The organism is Pseudomonadota bacterium (assembly GCA_039193195.1).
Classification (GTDB): Bacteria; Pseudomonadota; Gammaproteobacteria; order Steroidobacterales; family JBCBZW01; genus JBCBZW01.
In genome coordinates this window covers 39022-58103 of the sequence record JBCCWS010000021.1, presented here as the reverse complement: position 1 = coordinate 58103, position 19082 = coordinate 39022, and the positions used below count along the sequence as shown (strand labels likewise).

16 protein-coding genes are annotated in these 19082 nt (G+C 64.7%); 14 read left to right on the top strand and 2 right to left on the bottom strand.

What is annotated here, in order from left to right; translation table 11 throughout:
* Nucleotides 1–199: 199 nt before the first annotated feature.
* Nucleotides 200–340 carry a type B 50S ribosomal protein L36 gene (gene ykgO / locus AAGA68_16420; GenBank protein ID MEM9386645.1) on the bottom strand — a complete coding sequence of 47 codons (141 nt, stop codon included), beginning with the start codon at nucleotides 338–340 and terminating at the stop codon, nucleotides 200–202.
* 388 nt (nucleotides 341–728) lie between these two features.
* Here ykgO and AAGA68_16415 point away from each other — a divergent pair, with 388 nt between their 5' ends.
* From AAGA68_16415 to AAGA68_16360, 12 genes are read left to right on the top strand one after another with little or no spacing between them, the layout of a single operon-like run.
* Nucleotides 729–1568, top strand: coding sequence for a type II secretion system protein (locus AAGA68_16415; GenBank protein MEM9386644.1), 840 nt, complete (start codon nucleotides 729–731; stop codon nucleotides 1566–1568).
* 7 nt (nucleotides 1569–1575) lie between these two features.
* The gene (locus AAGA68_16410; protein ID MEM9386643.1) at nucleotides 1576–2178 is read left to right on the top strand and encodes a prepilin-type N-terminal cleavage/methylation domain-containing protein; all 603 of its coding nucleotides are present in this window, start codon (nucleotides 1576–1578) and stop codon (nucleotides 2176–2178) included.
* An 18-nt stretch (nucleotides 2179–2196) separates the two neighbouring features.
* Entirely contained in the window at nucleotides 2197–2523 is a 327-nt protein-coding gene (locus AAGA68_16405) for a hypothetical protein (protein ID MEM9386642.1), read from the top strand.
* Nucleotides 2524–2528: 5 nt separating this feature from the next.
* Nucleotides 2529–3566: a prepilin-type N-terminal cleavage/methylation domain-containing protein gene (locus AAGA68_16400; GenBank protein ID MEM9386641.1), complete on the top strand. Its 1038-nt coding sequence runs from the start codon at nucleotides 2529–2531 to the stop codon at nucleotides 3564–3566.
* A gap of 2 nt (nucleotides 3567–3568) precedes the next feature.
* Complete coding sequence (locus tag AAGA68_16395) at nucleotides 3569–5053, top strand: hypothetical protein (GenBank protein ID MEM9386640.1); 1485 nt, start codon at nucleotides 3569–3571, stop codon at nucleotides 5051–5053.
* The gene (locus AAGA68_16390; GenBank protein ID MEM9386639.1) at nucleotides 5050–5835 is read left to right on the top strand and encodes a hypothetical protein; all 786 of its coding nucleotides are present in this window, start codon (nucleotides 5050–5052) and stop codon (nucleotides 5833–5835) included. Before AAGA68_16395 ends, AAGA68_16390 begins: the two co-directional genes overlap by 4 nt.
* Nucleotides 5832–7010 (top strand): PilT/PilU family type 4a pilus ATPase, encoded by a 1179-nt coding sequence (locus tag AAGA68_16385; protein ID MEM9386638.1) that lies wholly within the window; start codon nucleotides 5832–5834, stop codon nucleotides 7008–7010. Before AAGA68_16390 ends, AAGA68_16385 begins: the two co-directional genes overlap by 4 nt.
* Entirely contained in the window at nucleotides 7007–8869 is a 1863-nt protein-coding gene (locus AAGA68_16380; protein ID MEM9386637.1) for a GspE/PulE family protein, read from the top strand. Before AAGA68_16385 ends, AAGA68_16380 begins: the two co-directional genes overlap by 4 nt.
* 24 nt (nucleotides 8870–8893) lie before the next feature.
* A complete protein-coding gene (locus tag AAGA68_16375) occupies nucleotides 8894–10105 on the top strand; it encodes a type II secretion system F family protein (protein ID MEM9386636.1) in 1212 nt (403 codons plus the stop codon).
* The gene (locus AAGA68_16370; GenBank protein ID MEM9386635.1) at nucleotides 10102–12042 is read left to right on the top strand and encodes a hypothetical protein; all 1941 of its coding nucleotides are present in this window, start codon (nucleotides 10102–10104) and stop codon (nucleotides 12040–12042) included. Before AAGA68_16375 ends, AAGA68_16370 begins: the two co-directional genes overlap by 4 nt.
* On the top strand, nucleotides 12039–13454 hold the full coding sequence (locus AAGA68_16365) for a hypothetical protein (protein ID MEM9386634.1): 1416 nt from the start codon (nucleotides 12039–12041) through the stop codon (nucleotides 13452–13454). Before AAGA68_16370 ends, AAGA68_16365 begins: the two co-directional genes overlap by 4 nt.
* 9 nt (nucleotides 13455–13463) lie before the next feature.
* Nucleotides 13464–13976, top strand: a complete 513-nt coding sequence (locus tag AAGA68_16360; protein ID MEM9386633.1) for a TlpA disulfide reductase family protein — start codon at nucleotides 13464–13466, stop codon at nucleotides 13974–13976.
* 123 nt (nucleotides 13977–14099) lie between these two features.
* Here the strand turns inward: AAGA68_16360 and AAGA68_16355 are convergent, their stop codons facing one another.
* Nucleotides 14100–14468 (bottom strand): DUF5658 family protein, encoded by a 369-nt coding sequence (locus AAGA68_16355; protein ID MEM9386632.1) that lies wholly within the window; start codon nucleotides 14466–14468, stop codon nucleotides 14100–14102.
* Nucleotides 14469–14862: 394 nt separating this feature from the next.
* On the opposite strand from AAGA68_16355, the gene ggt reads away from it, so the two are divergent.
* Nucleotides 14863–16641 (top strand): gamma-glutamyltransferase, encoded by a 1779-nt coding sequence (gene ggt, locus AAGA68_16350; GenBank protein ID MEM9386631.1) that lies wholly within the window; start codon nucleotides 14863–14865, stop codon nucleotides 16639–16641.
* A gap of 383 nt (nucleotides 16642–17024) precedes the next feature.
* On the top strand, nucleotides 17025–19070 hold the full coding sequence (locus AAGA68_16345; protein ID MEM9386630.1) for a TonB-dependent receptor: 2046 nt from the start codon (nucleotides 17025–17027) through the stop codon (nucleotides 19068–19070).
* Nucleotides 19071–19082 lie beyond the last annotated feature (12 nt).

Genomic DNA, 19082 nt, shown 5'->3' with positions numbered 1-19082 from the left:
GGTTCGAAATTCGAGGCTAGCTGAGACAGGGAAGCAAGCGGCCCACTAGGTGGCCCGTCACTTGCGCGAGCCACGCACGGCAAGTTGGGGCTCTGCGGCGGGCGAAGTGACGTGCGCCTATGGTCCTTCGCGAGTGGCCGGCGTCACTAGCTAGGTAAGCCGAACAGAGCTACCCGCTGCAGCTCCACCGCTCGGCATGTCAGCGCTTCTTCTTCTTGCCTTGAACAGCCTTGAAGCGAGGATTCGTCTTGCAGATCACGTAGATTCGCCCGCGTCGCTTGACGATCTGGCAGTCCGGATGACGCGATTTCGCAGTCTTCAACGAGCTTAGGACTTTCACTTTTTGACTCCGACCTGTGGGGTGGCATTGCGCAATGCCGCTGTGCGACCGTCGCTCTCTGCCGGGCACACTGGGTTGTACACCGCCGTGGCCTAGATGTGAATGGTACTGCAAACAATTCGCATTCACCAATGACTTGTTAGGCCGATGTGCAGCCGATCATTCCCTTCGCCACCCCTGGTGGGTCCGGGGAAATTGGGGACTGAGCCTTCTGGCGCCAAACCGAAACCCCGCTGGGGAAACCCCGAAATGCGAGCCATTTTCATTTAAAGTGCGACCCAGTTCCTTTTGTTATAACATTCCACGGTCCTGCCCAAGTGAACTCAGCCTACCTTCCGGTCGGTGCTTGGCAGGGAAGCGGTAAATAATTGAAATTACGGAGATTTTAATGCACGCTTTGCGTAATTACGGGCGGGGCCAAGGGCCCAAGAGCCAGCGTGGCCTAACCCTGATCGAACTGGTCGTGGTGCTGACCATCCTGGTCGCAACGGGCGGTATCCTGGTTCCGGTGATCAACAACGCGTTGACCCGTTCTCACGTCGCCACCTGCGCGACCAATTTCTCAGAAGTCTCGAAAATGCTGATCGCGGCCAACGCCACGCTTGGCAACTTCGGCGACAACTGGACCACCGACATCTTTGGTGCGGGTGCAGGTGCAGGCGAGCCGGTCAACAACTCCGCCACCAATACTGATGGCGGCGGCGGCGGCGGTGGCTCTCTACAGACGGGCCTGCTGACCACAGATCAGGTGGCAGCCATCAACGAGCTCGGAATCGTCAACGTCTGCAACCATGGCGACCCGGCCGCGGTCGACGGCTACGACGTCACCTTCAATTCCGGTATCGATACCCTTGGCGCCACCTGCCTGACCCTGGATGACGCCACGCCCGTCCTCATCCTGACTGACGTGCAGGCCGCAGAGGTCTTCCTGCCGGCCACGACGGGATCGCAGCAGTACGTCTGGCTCGGCATCGACAAGCCCTGGACTCTGCTCGGCACGCTCACGCCTGAGCCGCCTGTCCACTTCGGCGATACCGAAGGCGCTCTGCCCAATCAGGCCTACTCTCGCTTCGGCGCGGTCTTCCTGGTCGACGATGGCGGTGTGGGTACCGGCGACGGCTCGGCAGAGTTTAAGCGCGTGAGCTACAACTTGGACGGCAGCCTGTTCGAGACCGGTGACAACCACATCGGCATCCAGTGGGATGAGGTACAGGGCTCGGGTATCTAATCCCCGAATGGCCTCGCCTGCTGGCGACAAGTGGCCCCTGGGGCGGTTTCCGCCCCAGGGGCTCTTCGTTGAGCGAAGCCCATTTTTGGGCGAGGACTCGAGCACAGTCGGTCGAGGCCGTGAGTTCGATCGCTTGCACGGCGGGCGGGTGCCGAGCGACCTCTCGCGTCTAACGGAGAGGGCCAACGCCGCCGCACCCTGCCGCGGCGTCACGCTGATCGAGTTGCTTGTGGTGCTCGTGGTACTCGTGGCGCTCGGTGGCCTCGTACTGGTGAATTTGACTCAAAACACGCTGGAGATAGACCTCGACGGCGCTGGCGGCCAAGACGGTAAATTGGCGCAGCAGGTCATCACGGAGACCACGCTCGCGCGGGTCGCCGAGGCGATCGTCGGGCCGGACGGTTACGCGCAGAGCATGCGCTACGCGCGCGACACGCTCGACCGCAACATCGGCTACGGCACAGGGCTGCCTTGGCCGAGTCCGGCTGAGATTAGCGCAGGACGTCAGGACCACCCTCAGCTTCGCTACCTTTTCGTCGAGCCCCTGCAGCTCTTCGACTACGCCCCACCGGCGCAGCAAGTCTACGATCCCGTCAACCAGATCGGCTGACGCGGCCCCTGGCTGGACGTGACCACGGCGGTTGGCTACACGGTGGACGGCGCCTTCACCACGCGCTACGGCGAGGGCGACGGCCCCGGCGGCGCGCCAGGTGATGACCTCACTCCCCTCGACGCCTGGAGCCGGCCAATCGTCATCCAGTGGTTCGACAGCGATGACAACGGCCCCGATCCCGACGGCGACGGCGTCATTGACGATCCTGCCGAGTTGAACGGTGTGCGGCTGCTCTCCGCGGGGCCGAACCGCACGCTGGACACGCTGGTCACCGACGAAGAAGAGCAGGGTGATGATCTGGTGCTCTACCTCTTTCAGCAGGATCAGGATCCGCAGGAATAGAACTCGTGAGGTCAATTAAGCTGCTCTGCGCGGACGCGCCGATCCGCACGCGATCACGCCAGGCGGGGCTAACGCTGCTGGAACTGATCGTGGTGTTGACGATCCTCGCAGCGCTGGGGACGATCATCATCGCGCAGTCGGCGAGTCTGACCGACGACGCGCGCTACCAAAGAACGGTCCGCACGCTGGAGCAGCTGGACGCTGCCGTGGTCGGCGACTCGGACCTACGTGGCCCCGACGGTCAGCGCCTGATCACAGGCTTCGTGGCGGACATGGGGCGCCCACCCGCTGACCTGGGTGAGTTGCTAAGGCTCGGGACCCAATCGGCCTTTCGCATCGATAGGGCACCGCCGGGGGACACGGGGCTCGCGGTTGGCAGTGGATGGCGTGGACCCTACCTGCGCCTGCCTGTCGGCGCGGACACGCTGACCGACGGCTGGGGCAGGGATTTCGAGGCCTTCGATCAGGACGGCGTCTTGGTGGCGGCGCCGGGCGAAATCCGCATCGTGCGCAGCCGCGGTGCCGATCGCCTCGCCGGCGGCGTCGGTTTCGGTCGCGACCTGCTCACCGTGTTCGAAGCGACTGCGGTCGCCCAGGCCGCCCCGGAGTTTGCCGGCCTGGTCAGCGTCGTGCCGCCGCGCTTCGAGGGCGATGTCGTCATCGAGGGGGTGGTGGTCGATGACGGCAGTGATCCGGGCGACGACCTCGGGTTTGGGGATTGCATAGTGATCCGCGTTTACGGCCCGGATGCGGCCAGCGGTGATGTGCTGACGCTCGCCCAGGCCGTGCATGACCTCAACGTGGATGGCGTGGCTGTGGGCGTGACCGCCGTGCCCTTGGCGCCCATGATCCCCGGTGGCGCCGTGAGCGTTGGGCCTCGGGTGATTCGCGCCTATCAGACGAAGTGCAGTCCCCTGCCCGACGAGGATTTGAATCCGGCGCTGCTTCCTGGCACTGACCGCGTCAGTCGTCCCGTGTACTTTGTCAACGTACCCGGCGGGCTGCCGCCGCTGCCGCAACTTGTGCTAGAAGAGCAAAGCTAGCGATGACCTCTCGTCCCGACATCACCGTGGTGATTCGCACCGAGGGCCTGCTTCTGCGGGCTGATCAGGGTAGCGAAGCGCGACCGGTCCAACGCTGGCGCCGATCCTGGCCGGATCTGCCCGCAGCGCTCACCCATGCGCTCAGTGATGGGGCCGGGCCTGTCGGTCGCCGGGTTTGGGTGCTGGACAGTGGGGTCTGGTTCGGCGCCATCGAACTGTCCAGCGGTGCCGTCGCCGGCTTGTCGGATAAGGACCTGATTGAGCCGGCAGCCTACGAGGCCGAGGCGCTCAGCGACATCAAGCCGGCCGACGCGGTGACGGAAGTGCAGCGGCGGCGTATGGCTGACCTTGGGGACAGTTTCCTCGTCGCCCAGGTGAAGCGCAGCGACATGATCGCTGTGACCAAGGCGGTGCGAGGTGCAAGATCACGCTTGGCCGGCATCAGCCATCCGGCGGGGCTGGCGGAGGCCTTGGCACCAGCCTCGCCTGCAATCATGGAGCCAGATGGGTCTTGGCGCCGCCTGGAGTTTTGGTCGGACTCGGTAGTGCTGGTGGAGTGCGTGGCGGGGGCCGTCACGCTGATCCCGCTGGGGGCCGTGCCGCAGAGCGACTGGCGACGGGCGCTCGCGCCGTATCTGCGCGGCGCCGAGCCGGTCGGCCAGGAGCAAACCCTGATCGAAGGGGCCGTGAAAGTTCGCGGCGGCCACCAGTGGCGTGAGACTACCTCGCCAGACAATAGCGCGGCTCGCTGGCTGGCCGAAGACGGGGTTGATGATGAGGACACAGGCCTGCCGACCTGGAGGCTGGGCGATGACGATGCGGCTACGCAGTTCGCTGCTGCCTGGGCCCGATGTCTCGCAGCAGAGGGTGCCTCGCGCACCGAGGGCGGCCCGGTCCTGCGCCCGCCCAGCGCGCAGACGGAGCGCTGGACAGCGGTGGCGGTAGGCGTGGTCGTCTTCTTACTAGCGCTTTCGACGGTGCTACTCCAGCGCAGCCAGGGGCAGGAGCAATACACGGTACTGCAGGCGCAGCTGGACCACGCCCAGGGCCAGCAGCAGGTCGTTACCGACCGCCGGGCGCGCTTGCGCACGCTCAGTAGCGAAGTGCGCAGCCGAGAGCGTGCCGTTCAGGCCTTAGAGCAAGAACTTGATCGATTCAGCCGCGATTGGCGCACAACCGCCGGCGTCGATCGTCGTGTCGCGCTGGCGGCCTTGATGGAGGCCGTGGGCCAGCTGGTAGACGAGGACATCGTGATCCGATCCCTGGAGCATCGCATGCCCTGGCAATCTATCTCCGGCGTGGCCTCGACCCCTGAAGCGGCATCGCGCCTGGCCAGCAACCTAAGCAGAATGCTTAGTACCCATTGGCGCGTAAACCCCGCGCAGATCGAGCCCAAGGCCGGCTCCGGTGGCGTGGTGTGGGAGTTCTCCATACTCATGGAGCCGGTGGTCGATCTGCGGGCACCCTCCCGAGAGGCGCGTCGATGATGCTAAAGCGCCGACTCTCGCGCCGCGAGCTCTGGCTTGTCTGCCTGATGCCGGCAGCCCTGGTGGTCATCGCGTCGCTGGGCCTGCCGAAGGGCGAGACGTCGCGGATTCCCGATATGGAGCGCCGCTTGAACCTGCTGACCAGCGATGAGGCGCTTGCGCGACGGGCGCGGGAGCAGCGCGATCTCACCAATGAGCTACGGGAGAGTGAGCAGACCTTGGCTGAGCTGAAGAACCGAGAGGCGCAGCTCAAGGAGCGGGTCGATGCCTTGCGCGTGCCAAGCGGCAGCCGCGCCTCCGCGATGGCGCAGGGCCTGGATCGGTTGACCCGCCAACTCAGTCGAAACGGGGTGCAGGTGCTCGGCATGCTGCCGCAGGGGGGCACACGCGTGAGCACAGCCTCGCAAGGCCGCCCGGCGACGAGCGTGACGAGCCCAAGGCCCAATCCGGCCACGAGCGCGGCGACGCGGCCGGCGACAGGTGCCACGGCTAACCGTAGCCTCAGCCGCCGGCAGCGGCGAAAGTCGGTTGACGCGAGTGCGCTACCGAGGACCTCCTCGAGTGCGAATCGGCTCGCGAGTACGAGTACAGGTACCACGCGGCGCCTGCGCTGGCAGGTCGACGTGGCGGCGACCTGGTCGGCCATGGGCAGGCAGTTGGCGGCCGCCGATACCTTCCCACCGGGACTGGCGCTGTCCGCGCTGACGATGGAGCCCGCGCTGACATCGACGTCCCTGCGCCGCTGGGCGCTGACGGTAACGGACACCGGAGGCGAACCGTGAGCAGCCAGGGAGCGGACTCGCCGCCGGGCACGCCCTCGGCCAAACGTCTCGAGCACCTACTGCGTCGCTGCGTGGAGCTCGATGCGAGCGATATCCACCTAGGCGAGGGCCTGCCGCCCTACCTGCGCACGCAAGGGCCCCTCGAGGCCTTGGCGGGTGAAGCGCCGCTCGATCGCGAGACGATGGTGGCGATCGTCGACGATCTCAGCAGTGGTTTTAGTAAGCGGCGAACGGGCAGCGTAGACGGTGCGTTCACGGGCCCCGACGGCACCCGCTACCGCTTCAACCTGTTTTGGCGCAGCGGCGGCCTGGCGGTGGCCCTAAGACGCCTCGAGGACCGGTTCCGAGGGCTTGCCGAACTGGGGCTTCCGGAAGCACTTTACGACCTTTGTAATTTGCCCTACGGACTGGTGCTCGTCAGTGGACCGACGGGCAGCGGTAAGTCGACTACCCTCGCGACGTTGATCGACCGCATCAACAACACCCACGCGTGCCACGTGATCACGATCGAGGACCCGATCGAGTACGTCCATCGCCCGGCGCGGGCACTGGTGAACCAGCGTCAGGTCGGTTTGGACACGGAGTCCTTCAACGACGCCCTGGTGAATAGCCTGCGTGAGGATCCGGACGTCGTGCTGGTCGGCGAGATCCGCGACACGGACACCATCCGCACGGCTATCACGGCGGCAGAGACCGGACACCTGGTTTTGGCCTCGGTGCACGCTGGCGATTGCGTGAGCACCATCGAACGCGTCGTGGGCGTGTTTCCTGCGGAAGAGCAGACCGCGATTCGCCAGCAGCTGGCACTGGTGCTGCGTTGCGTGGTGTCGCAGCGGCTGCTGGTCGCGGATGGCACGGCGGTCCACGCGGACGATCCACAGGGGCTGGCCCGCCAGCGCGTGGTGTCGTCTGAAGTGCTGATGGTGACGACGGCCGTGTCGAACCTGCTGTTGAACAGCAAGAGCAGCCAGATCTACAGCTGCATGGAAGCTGGTGCAGGCTACGGCATGCAGACCTTCGAGCAGGACCTCGCGCGCCTGATGGTGGCGGGAAGACTCAGCGAGCGATCGGCCACAGCGGCAGCAAAGCGGCCGGAGGTGCTGCGCGCCCGCGCCGAGCAGATTAGCCGCCACAACGTCCGGGCTGGCATCGCTCGCAGGACCGCGGTTCGGTGAGCACGGTGGATTCGGACCCGATGCAGCAGCGCGGTCACGAGGCGACCCTCGATCCGACCGGCCACGCGCAGCCGCACCCGCGCGGGCGCTCCATCTGGCTGCACTTCGCCGACGGTATTCGACGCGAGGCGCAGCTGCTGCAGGTCTCCCCCGGCGGCGCGGAGATCGAATTGACCGACTCGGCTGAGCTACCCGCAGTGGGTCAACGGCTGTTGATGGACAGCGCAGATGGCAGCCCTCCGCAACCGGCCGAGGTGGCCTGGAGCGACGCCCCGGAGCGGCCGGTTATCGGCGTGCGCTTGGTGTCGGGCGCGCTGCTCGAGCCGAAGACTTCTCAACTCGACATCGCGCGCGTCAGGGTGGACCCACACGTGGCGCTACTGCTGCCCGCCGCCCGCGCCCGTCAATGGCAGGTGCTGCCCTTTGCCACCAGCGAGGAGGCGGTCGTGGTGGCGGTGGCCGGTCCCCTGAGTCCGAAGGTCGAGACGGTGCTGAATCGGACCTACCGGCGCGACATCAAGCTGCACACGGTCGACGCAGAGTCCTTGGGCAAGGTCATCGAGCGGGTTTACGCCGGTGCTGATGCCTTGTCGATTGGGGCCGAAGGAGGCGATGACGGTGAGCTCGACGCGGTTGCCACCTACGACCTCGTGTTTGCCTCGGCACTGATGTACGGCGCCAGCGACATCCACATCGACAGTTTCCAGACTCAGGTTCGGATTCGCGTGCGCGTGGATGGGCAGATCGAAACCCTGCGCGATCTCACGCCGGAGAGTGGTGCCGCGCTTATCAGTCGCATCAAAGTCATGGCCGGCCTCGATATCTCCGAGCGTCGTGCGCCGCAGGACGGTCGCTTGCGTCACGAGATGAGCAACGACGTTCGCCTCGATGTTCGCGTCGCCACGCTGCCGACCAAACACGGCGAGCGCGTGACGCTCCGTCTGCTCGGCAAGGACGCGGACGACCTAAGCCTTGGCACGCTCGGCATGTCCGCGACGCAGCTCAAGCGATTCGGCCAGGCCATCCGCCAGCCCTATGGCCTGGTCCTGCTAACGGGGCCGACGGGAAGCGGCAAGAGCACGACGCTGTTCGCTGCCATCCAGCAGCTGATCAGCGAAACCGATTTAAATGTGATCACCATCGAAGACCCGGTCGAGTACCAGATCAAGGGCGTCACCCAAGTGGAGGTCGATCCGGCGGAGAAGGTCACCTTCCCGAAGGCCCTGCGCAGTACCCTGCGCCACGATCCGGACGTCGTCATGATCGGTGAGATCCGCGATAGCGAGACCGCCGATATCGCTGTTAAGGCGGCGCTCACCGGGCACCTCGTGTTTAGTACGCTGCACACCAACGATGCTACCGGTGCGATCACCCGCCTGATCGACATGGGCATTCCGCCGTATCTGGTCGGAGCCACCTTGCGCATGGTCGTCGCCCAGCGCTTGGTCCGTCGCCTGTGCTCCTCATGCGCGACGCCGGCACCGTGTGATCCGGCCCATGCTGCTGTGCTGGGACGGCCTGACCTGGCGGGTCAGTCGATTATGGAGCCAGTGGGTTGCCTTTACTGCGGCCAGCGCGGCTACATCGGGCGCCTGGCTCTGTTCGAGATGCTCACCTGTGACCGCGGCTTGTCGCGATTGATCACCGCCCGCGCCACCGAGGACCAGCTCAAGAGCTATATCGAGGAGCACGGGCTGCAGACGCTCGCCGACGATGCGGCCGAGAAGCTGTTGCAGGGTCGCACGAGCATCGCCGATGTGCTGCGCAACGTGGTGAGCTTCGCTGATCTGACGGCGAGCGAATCAGACCTATCGACCGCCGACGCTGAACTCGATGCGTCCGCCGTCGACCATCCTTAGATCAATAAGAACGGCCCAGCCTAAATGACTAGTTTCGCCTACGACATTCGAACGCCATCCGGTCAGACCGAGTCTGGCTTTCTAGAAGCGGCCGATGCGACTGCGGCGTCCGCCGCCCTGCGCGCTGACGGTCACCTGCTGCTGCGTCTCGAGGAGCGCACCCGGCCGGCGCAATCGCTGCAGCTGGAGGCGCGTATCAGCCGCCTGCCCTTTGCGCGCCCGAGCATGGCCACCTTCGAAGTGGCTATGCGACAGCTCAGCGTCATGCTGCGAAGTGGGTTGACGCTACTCGAGGCGCTGCGGGCGACGGCCGCGCAGTCGCCGAGATTTATGCGTGCCACCTTGGTCGACATCGCCGAGCGCGTTCAGGAGGGGAGAACCGTTACGCAGGCCCTGGAACGCCATCCCTGGATGGGGCGCATGGTGCGCCAACTGGTCGAGGTCGGCGAGCAGACCGGGACCCTCGACGTCGTGCTGGCGAGGGCGGCCGATGCGCTCGAAAAACGGCGACTGCTGCTTGCCCAGCTGATCTCTGCGCTCATGTACCCGACCCTTGTGTTAGTGGCCGCGATCGGCGTGACGGTGTTCATTCTCACCTTCGCCGTGCCCCGCATCACCGTCTATCTGGCTGCCCTCGGCCGACCGCTGCCGCCCATGGCCCAGGGGTTGGTCGACCTCAGTAATTTTCTGATGACCTCGTGGCCGATGATCGTCGGCGGGATCTTGCTAGCGATGATCTGCTTCGCGGTCACCTACGCGGTGCCGGTGGGGCGCTTGCTGATCGACTCGATCGCGCTCCGCGTGCCACTAACAGGCTTCATTCTGCGCACCAGCGCGACGGCGTACTTCAGCCGCTCCTTCGCTTACCTATTGGCGAGCGGCGTTACCATCATCGAGGCGCTGCGCACCTGCCAGGAGCTGCACGGCAACCGTCGCCTTACCGTACTCATTGCCGAGGCGCGAGACCGCGTTATCGGCGGTGGCGCCCTCGGGCCGGCGCTCGCGGCCCCCAAGACCTTCACCCCGATGCTGAGCAGCATGGTTGTCGTGGGGGAGAAGTCAGGAAACCTAGACGAAACCATGACCTCCTGCGCCGAATTTCACGAACAACGCCTCGATGCGCTCATTCGCACGTTGTCCAGCCTCGTCGAGGTCGCCGTCATCATCGTCGTCGGCGGCATCGTCGGGTACGTCTACATCGCCTTCATGATGGCGCTCTACGGAGCGGCCCTATGAACCGCACCGTGCAGATCATTGCGGGCATTGCGCTCCTGGCAATGCTGACGCTCTTGCCGGCAGCACGCGCCCAGTCCGACCCCACCGTGGCACCCGACGCTCTGCGCAATCTCGTCTTGGACCCCGGAAGAGGGGCGACGACGCCACTCGGTATAGCCAACATCAGGACGGATCCGCAGAATCGCAGGCGCATTATCGAGGCCCGTTTTATCGACGTGCCGCTCAGTCGCGTTGCCGATGAGCTGGGGCGTTCTACCAACGCCAACGTGGTCGTTAGCCGCAGCGTGGCGGACGAGCGGGTAACCGTCACCCTGCGAGACCTTGATCTCGAGGGGGTGCTAAGCGCCATCGCTGTGGCCCAGGGGCTTGTTACGCGCCGCGACGAGGACCGCGACATTCATTTCCTGGCCACTGCAGAGGATGTTCGGGGCGACCTGGCGGCGTTCCGCGCCACTCGTACCGAAGTGTTTACGCTCTTGTACCCGAACGCGCGGGACGTGGTCCGCGTAATCGGCGATACCTTTGGCGACCAGGTCGTCGTCACGGAGGAGAACGAGTTCTTTGACCGCTCGTTTCAGGAGCTGCAGAATCGGTTCCGGCGCTTCGATGTCATCGATGGTCGCAGCCGCGGCCTCAGCGATACCGGTGCCGGGCGCACCGGGGTGCAGACGCTCAACGGCAACCAGTTCGGCCTCGGCAACAACGGGTTAAACAATTTCCTCGGTGGGAACCAAAACACCGGCGGGCCCCAGGAATTCGAGCCTCAGGAACTGCCGGATCTCACGGCGCAGGAGGCTCGGGCGCTGGCCGAAGCGCGGCGTGGGGATCAGGTCGCAGCTGCTGCGGCCCAGCGCGTCGCTACCCGCTTTGCGCCCACCTACGTGACGGCCGTCCAGCGGCTCAATCGCATCGTCGTACGCTCGGGTAATGAGCAGGTGCTGGCAGATATCAGGGCGATTATCGAAGGCCTTGATGTGCCGACGTCGTTGGTTCTGCTGGAGGTTCGCGTCCTGCGCATCAACCTGTCCGACGGGCAGGATACGAGCTTCGACTTCGCCTTCGCTTCCGACGATGGCAGTGACTTCGGCGGCTTCGACCAGGGTGACTCGGGCCTCGACCTGAGCGCAGGCGTTTTCCAGACCGTCTCGGACAACTTTCAGGCCCGCCTGCAGGTGCTCCAGAGCAAGGGGCGTGTGACCTCTCTCGCCACGCCTATCCTTTTGACAGCCAACGGCGAGGTGAGCCGTATCTTCTCCGGCGAGCAGGTGCCCTTGGTGACCGGCTTTACGGAGCCACAGGTGATCGTGGGGACAGGTGCCACCACCACCTTGTCGGCCACGCCGGTCACCGAGCTGCGCGACGTTGGGACAGACCTGCTGATCACCTCGAATATCAACGCCGACCGAACGGTGACCCTTCGTCTACTGCAGGAGACCAGCCAGGTCAATCCAGACGGTGCTTCCATCCTCGTGCCCCAAGGCCTTGGGTTCTCCTCGGAGACCATCGATACGGTGCAGAGCCAATCGGCGAGTGGCACGATCGTGGCGCGCGACGGCCTACTACTTGCGTTCGGTGGCCTGATCGAGGAGACCGAAAGCGACCAGCGTGCACAGATCCCGATTCTGGGCGATATTCCCCTCCTGGGTGTCCTGTTCCGGCGGACCTCGTCGGTCATCAGCCGCAGCGAACTGATCGTGTTGGTACGACCTTACGTGCTCAGCACGCCTATCGAGACGGATAAGATCAGCCGCAACCTGCTCGAGTCGCTGAGCATTCATCCTTATCGGCCAGGTAACGCTTCCAAATCCGGCGCGTCGGACGATTGGGGAGTGTTCCGTGACAAGCAGCCGCCCTTCGATAGGTCGATCTTCGATCTGTTCCGCTTCAATACCGCACCTTCGGTCAATCAGAGCAACGTGTCGGGAGATCAGGGGTGAGAAGATGGGCCGCCCTCGGCGTCCTAGGGCTTCTGCTGGCACTCGGCAGTTGCGCGACAGGACCAGCGCAAGGCCCCGCTGAGACGCCCATAGCCGAAGCGTCGACCTCCTCGGGGCCCGTGCTTCGCATCGACGGCGAATCCGTCGTCCTTGGCGATGCGGTGGGTAAGCCACAATCCCTGCAGGTGTTCGTTACGCGCGTGCAGCAACAACTGCTGCGGGGGCGTGCTAATGCGGTCGGTGAGCTCGTGCGGATGTTTCCCGATCGCGCCCGTGAGGCCGTGCTGGCGACGCAAACATCCCTCCAAATCCAGCACGTGCTCGCGGCCTGGCTAGACGTCCTGGCAGCGCCCGAAGCGGGCGGCTGGGCTGCCTTCGTGGCCGATCGCGCCGAGCGACCGAAGCGCTACGAGGCGTGGGAGCGAGAGCGCGCGTCAGCTCGTGCAGACCTACGCCGTGGCGGTTTTGCTGAGGTAGCAGAGCGATCGATCGCGATACCCGCCAAGTCACCTGCGCCCTGGGCTGAACTGGACGCCCTGCGCCTGCGAGCTACGGCGACGCTCGCTGCCGGTCGCCCGGCTGACGCGGCACGGATCTTCGAGCGGGCGGCCGACCGCGTGGCCACCTGGGATGCGGGAGTCGCCGCGCAGGCCAACCTCTACGCGGCATTGGCCCATCAGCTTGTCGGTAACCTCGATGCAGCCGTGCGCGCGCGCGACATGGCCGTGCGGAGTTTGTCGCTAGCAACGATGCACGATCCCATGACCCTACGCCTGCTGCTGGAGATCACTGGCCCGAGTGACGCCAACCCCTCGATGACGCGCAGAGCCCTGCGTGCCCGACTCGGGCGCGTCGAGCTCAACCGTGAAGTACCCCAGGCCGCGCTGCTTGCCTGGCGAGCTGCGGAGAACGAACCTGGCTCAACGCCGAGCCGCGAGCGCCTACGCCTCGGCCAGGCCGAAGCGTTTCTAGCGGTGGGGCAGGACGAGCCGGCCATCGCCATGCTCATCGGCCTGGCAGAGACGGATCTTCGTCCGGAGGCACTGGCGATGCTTGGGCTGGCGCAGATGAGCCGAGGACAGGTCAACGTCGGCATCGCGGTCCTGCGTGAAGCTGTCGCTGCCACCGATGTGCAGACCCACCCCGCCGTTTATGCCGACTCCGGCTTGGCGCTGTTGAGCGTCGGCCAGGAGGCTGCCGGTTTGGCCCTAGTGGAGCAAGCTAGGGGGGGTTATCAGGATCGCAACGACACGGCGGCGCTGGTGCAGCTGCTGCGAAACGAGCTGCGCTACGCCGAGGCGGTCGGCAATGAAGCGCTCCTGGTAGCGGTTCAGCAGGCGCTGATAGATGTGGGTCGCACGCCATCGAAGGGCGTGACGGGCCACAATACGCCGCCCATCACTGAGCAGTAGGGTAAGACGATGTCCAAGCCCAAGCGGCGGCGCACTCGCTTATGGTTCCTGCTCCTGTTGGAAGCGGGACTCCTACTATCGATCTTCTTCGGCGTGCGCCTTTGGCTCGATCAGCAGGCGCTGGGGCAGGCTCCGCAGTTTACGGCCCAGCGCCTCGAAGCAGGCCCAGTTTCCCTAGCGCAGTACACGGACGAGGGCCCTGTGGCGATTCGCTTCTGGGCCGTGTGGTGCCCCAACTGCATGCGCGAGCACGACATGATCGATCGCTTGGCGACGGAGGGCCACGTGCTCACCATCGCCATGCAGTCGGGCGAGGAGGCCGACGTGGCCGCCTACCTGGACGCCGAGTCTCTGACCATGCCCACCATCGTCGACGACGGGCGTATTGCCGGTCAGTACGGCGTTGTGGCTGTGCCCACGACCTTCATTGTCGATCGCGACGGCCGGATTCGCTTTCGTCTGCTTGGGCTGCCCGGTGAGTGGGGTCTTCGCTGGCGCTTGTGGGCAGCGCGTTGGCTGTGAGGTAAAACGCCACGGCCTCTCTAGGTAGGTAGCGCTATGACACCGTGGATGCCTGTTACAGAGGCCGACGCGGAAAGCGCCAGTGGTCGTTAAGCTGCCGCCAGTCCCTACAGATGCTTCGGCTCAGGCGACGAGCTTGATCAGCAGGCCTGTGCTCCACACGACCGGCGCCGCGGTGATCGCCACAACCACTAGAGCTAGCCGACGAGCCGTCTCGATGCGGGCAGAGGCAACGAATTCACAGCCGAGAATCACCACGGCGATGACCAGGTATTTGAAAGCCACCAAGCCTGCGAGGCCGTACTGCTCGATCACGGCGGCGGCGATCGGGTTGGCCTCGGCACCTCCCAGGGAGAGGATGATCGTGGTGAACAGGATGTCGAAGGTGCCAACTGCGATGAGGCACGCGTATGCGATCGGCAGACGTAAACGGGTGCTGGCCTTCAATTGTGGCCGCCCCACGGTACGGATTTCCTGCTGTACTTCAGTCATCTGACGCTGCTCCGTTTTGGACTCGAGGCGGTGGCTTGACCAAGCCGGCTCGGTTCTTTGCGGACGTATCTAATGTGCCGAATCTGGAGCGTTTTTTCATCATGCTCCAGTGGGCCTTATCGGCAGGATTCTCCTTCGCTTTAGGCGAACTGGGGTCACTCTTTTCCAATCGTGTTGGCCCGCGACGCCGAGTGGCTTGTTGCCCAGTCGCTGCGGTCGCCTTCTGCGGCAGTATCTCGGAGAGGTCCACAGCGTTGTATTCGGTCGCTTCCTGCAGGGTGGAGTCAGGCGGTGCAAGGGTTACGCCGAGGTCCGTGGGTTACCCTAACCGAGCTGACCCTTGTGAGGACCCGAAGTGAAGATGATTCAGTGCTTACGAGCTTTTGGTTTGACCATGCTGCTGATCTCAGCGGCCTTTGCCCAGTCCGCCACTCCCTTCGGCATCCCGGAGAACGGACAGACCAACCCCGCCGCCGGCATCGTTACCATGCCAGGCACCCGGGCTCAGGGGTTTGCCCACCAAGGACGTTCCGAAGTGCTTGCGCGCCACGGCATGGTGGCGACCAGCGATCCCCTGGCCGCCGAAGCTGGTCTCGAGATCCTGCGCCGAGGCGGCAACGCCGTCGATGCCGCCGTGGCCGCCGCCGCCGTCCTCGACGTGACCTCCCAGAACGACACGGGCCTTGCCGGGGATCTGTTCGCGCTCGTCTGGTCTGCCAAGGACCGCCGGCTCTACGCCCTCAACTCGGCAGGCTTCGCGCCGCAGGCCTGGACGCCCAGTTACTTCACGCGGACGCTCGGTGAAGATAGGGTGCCGGTGTACGGAGTGAACGCCGCGACCGTTCCCGGTGCCGTCTCGGGCTACGATGCCCTGCTCTCGCGCTTTGGCACAATGGACTTCGCACAAACGCTGGAGCGCGCGGCACGGATAGCGCAGGAGGGCTGGGGGCAGGCAGAACGCCGCCATCGAGACCTCGTCGCTCAAGCGGACAAGCTGCGCCGCGATCCCGATTCTGCCGCTGTCTTCCTACGCGACGCAGAGGTGCCGCCGCTGTACAGCATTATTCGCAACCCAGATCTGGCCGACGCCTTGCGGTTGCTGCAGAAGGAGGGTCGTCAGGCTTTCTACGAAGGTCGGATTGCAAAGGCGATCGTCGCCAAGGTGAAAGCGGCAGGGGGCGCGATGACGATGGCTGACCTCGCCGCTTTTCAGTCCGAGTGGGTAGAGCCGATCAATACTTCCTATCATGGCTATGAGGTGTATCAGCTGCCACCGCCCGGGCAGGGCTTCGCCGCGCTGGAGATGCTGAACATTCTCGAGACCTGCAGTCAGGCGCACGGGGTAGAGCTTGCCGCCAACGGCCCGGCCCACCCTGACACGCTGCACCTCATGGTGGAGGCGAAGAAGCTGGCGTACTCAGACCTGCACGCTTACAACGCCGATCCACAGTTCGCTGATGTGCCCGTATCGCAGCTCCTGTCGAAGGAGTACGCGGCTGGGTTGTGCGATCGCATCGACATGCAGGCAGCGGCCGAACCGTCGGAGCGCGGCTACCTGGGTGGCGGCACGATTTATCTCGCAGCCGCCGACCGCTGGGGAAACATGGTGTCTCTTGTACATAGCATCTACAGCGTTTACGGCAGCGGCATCACCATTCCTCCGTACGGGATGATCTTGCACAATCGCGGCGTTGCGTTCAGCTTGGACCCCGAGTCACCCAACGTCGTCGCCCCGCGCAAGCGCCCCTTCCACACGATCATCGCCGGGTTCGTCATGCAGGAAGACGAGCCGCTCATGGCGTTCGGCAACATGGGTGGCTCCGTGCAGCCGGAGACCCACGCCCAGCACATCGTGAACATGATCGACCACGGCATGAACGTGCAGATGACGACGGACGCAGCTCGGTTCACCCACAACCAGCGTCGCAACGTGCTGCTGATCGAGGCGCCACTATTCGATCTCGTAGGTGGGGCGCTGCGCGCGCGCGGGCACGAGGTGCGCCCCACTGGCGGGGCCAGTGTTGGCGGCTACCAGGGCATCTTGTTCACGAAGGACCCGGACATGACGGCGCCGGCGGTCGACGCGCGTAGCGTTGCTGAGGACCTGGCGGTGAACGGGGTTTACCGCGCTGGGTCGGATCACCGCAAGGACGGGCAGGCGGTCGGTTGGTAAAAGCCATCCGAGCGCCTGGTAGGTCGCGGCGCGCTTGTGCTGGGCCGCGGGGGCGGATGGCGTGGTCTTGAGTGGAATCCGAGTCAGTCGAGTAACTTACGGTCGTATTCCCCTGGATCAGCGGTGAGTACCGTCGACCTCATGCTCCGATGGTTACGGCTTTCCCTGTCGAGCGGCGTCGTAAGGACAGCGTTGCAGCACCTGTACGCCGGCACGGCCCTCCTGCCTGCGTCCACAGAGTCCTCGCCAGCGCGTCGTACGGCCGTAGCGGTAGGGATTGCGTGTTTGGCTTCACCACTGATGACTCCTGGGTCCGCGGGCAGTGCGCTCCTGCCGCACAGGGAGCTGACCGCAAGCTGGTAGGCATTGGGATCGCTTTGGCGATGACCATGTGGGTTGCGATGGGTGTGCAGCTCGTCGCCGCAGCACAGGAGTCAGCCGATCCCGCAACCGATCTCAGTGAGCAAACTCGCGAGTACGCCCGCGCCTACTTCGATCGGTTCAACCCCCAGACCGCTCGCGACATCGTCAACCGAATTCCGGGCTTCACCTTCGATCCTGGCGACAGCCTGCGCGGCTTTGGTGGGGCGGCTGGAAATGTGCTCGTGGACGGCGCCCGTCCCACCACCAAGACCGGCGGCATCGAGGATGCGTTGACCCGTATTCCAGCGAATGACGTTGCACGCGTCGAGGTCATTCGCGGCGCGGCGGGCACGAGCGAAGCCACGGGGCAGGCCGTGGTGGCGAACATCATTCGCAGCACGCAAGGGCGCTCCATGACTTGGCGAGCGGCGCTCCAGCGCAACGGCGAGGGCGTGATCTACCCGAGCCTGCAGGGCTCGCTCACCGCGCGCACGGGCACGTGGGCGACGTCGACTAGGCTAAATGGCTTCTGGGAGCAGTTCGACCTGGTGGGACGGCGCGACGTATTCGACGCTGACGGGGCTTTGGTGGCAGCACAGACGGAGGACCGTCCCAGCGTCTTGACGCAAGGGTTTGCCTCGACGGAGGCGATTCGCACGCTAGCGGGCGGCACCCTGACGCTCAACGGACGCTTTGGCTACTCGGCCTTTCTGCCCGTCACCGATCGCTTCCAGTTCGACGGCCGCGAGCCGGATGGTGCACCGGACGGTCGTGTCTATGTCGATTTCGACAGCATCGAAATTACCGGCGAAGCGAGTATCGATTGGACTCGAAACTATACGAACGACTGGACCTTCAAAGGCATTCTGCTCGCCGCCTCCCGGCCGCTGGATGAGGAGACCGTGATACGCGATGAACGTCCCGTCGGCACCATTAGCGGTGGTTCGCGCTTCACCAATGATCAGGTGCCGGTCGAGTCGATTCTTCGAGCGACCTTTGCGCGCGGCGGAGACCGCAATGCCAAACCTGAGTTTGGCGTAGAGGCGGCCTACAATCGGCTCGATAGCGAGTTCACCCTGTTTTCGCGAGATGCGAATGGGGTGGAGACGCCGATCGAGTTGCCAGCGGCAGATGTGCTCGTCGAAGAGTGGCGAACGGAGGCCTTCGCCAACATGATCTGGGTGCCACGTCCGCGTTGGACGGTGGAGACGGGGATGGCCGTCGAGGCCTCCCGGATCTCTGTTTCGGGCAGTGCGCAGAGTGCTCAGACCTTCGTCTTCGCGAAGCCATTCGCTAACGTCCTGCACCGTCCCATCCCCGCGCTGCAGCTGCGCGCGGGCGTGCGTCGTAATGTCGGTCAACTCAATTTCGGCGATTTCGCTGCATCGGCCGAGGGCGAGCAAGATCGTCAATTCGGGGGCAATCCGGATCTCGGGCCGGATCAAACGTGGCGTGCCGTGCTGGCCGCCGATTGGCGTAGCGAAGCCCTTGGCGCGCTGAACGTAGAGCTATTCCACGAGTGGCGCAGCGACGTGCTGGAGCAACTCGTGCTGCCGTCCGGCGCCTTCGGTTTAGCGAACGCGGGCGAGGGCCGAGTTTTCGGGGTGGTGACCTCTGGGGCCCTGCGTCTTCAGCGCGTGATTTCGGGAGGCCTGCTTGAGGTTCGCGCGACGGTGCAAGACTCGACCTTTGACGATCCCCTCACGGGCGTGCGGCGAACCTTGGACGATGTGCCGACGCCGTTGGTCTCGATTAACTTCAGGCAAGACTTGGTCGGTGCGAAGTCCTCCTGGGGTATCAACTACACCGCCGTCGAGAACAACGAGTTCTTCTTCGCGAACGAGGCCCTAGACTCCCGCCGGGAAGGCCAACTCGAATTGTTCGCTGAAACCACCCGCTACTTCGGCCTCAAGCTCCGCCTAGCGGTGCGAAATCTCGGGGAGAGGAACTTCCGAAGCGACCGTACATTCTTCGAACCCGATCGCTCAGGTGACTTCGCTGGATCCGAGCTAGTCGATCGGGACCGTGGGGTGTTTGTGACCTTGAGCGTTGAAGGCCAGCACTAGTAGCACCGTGAT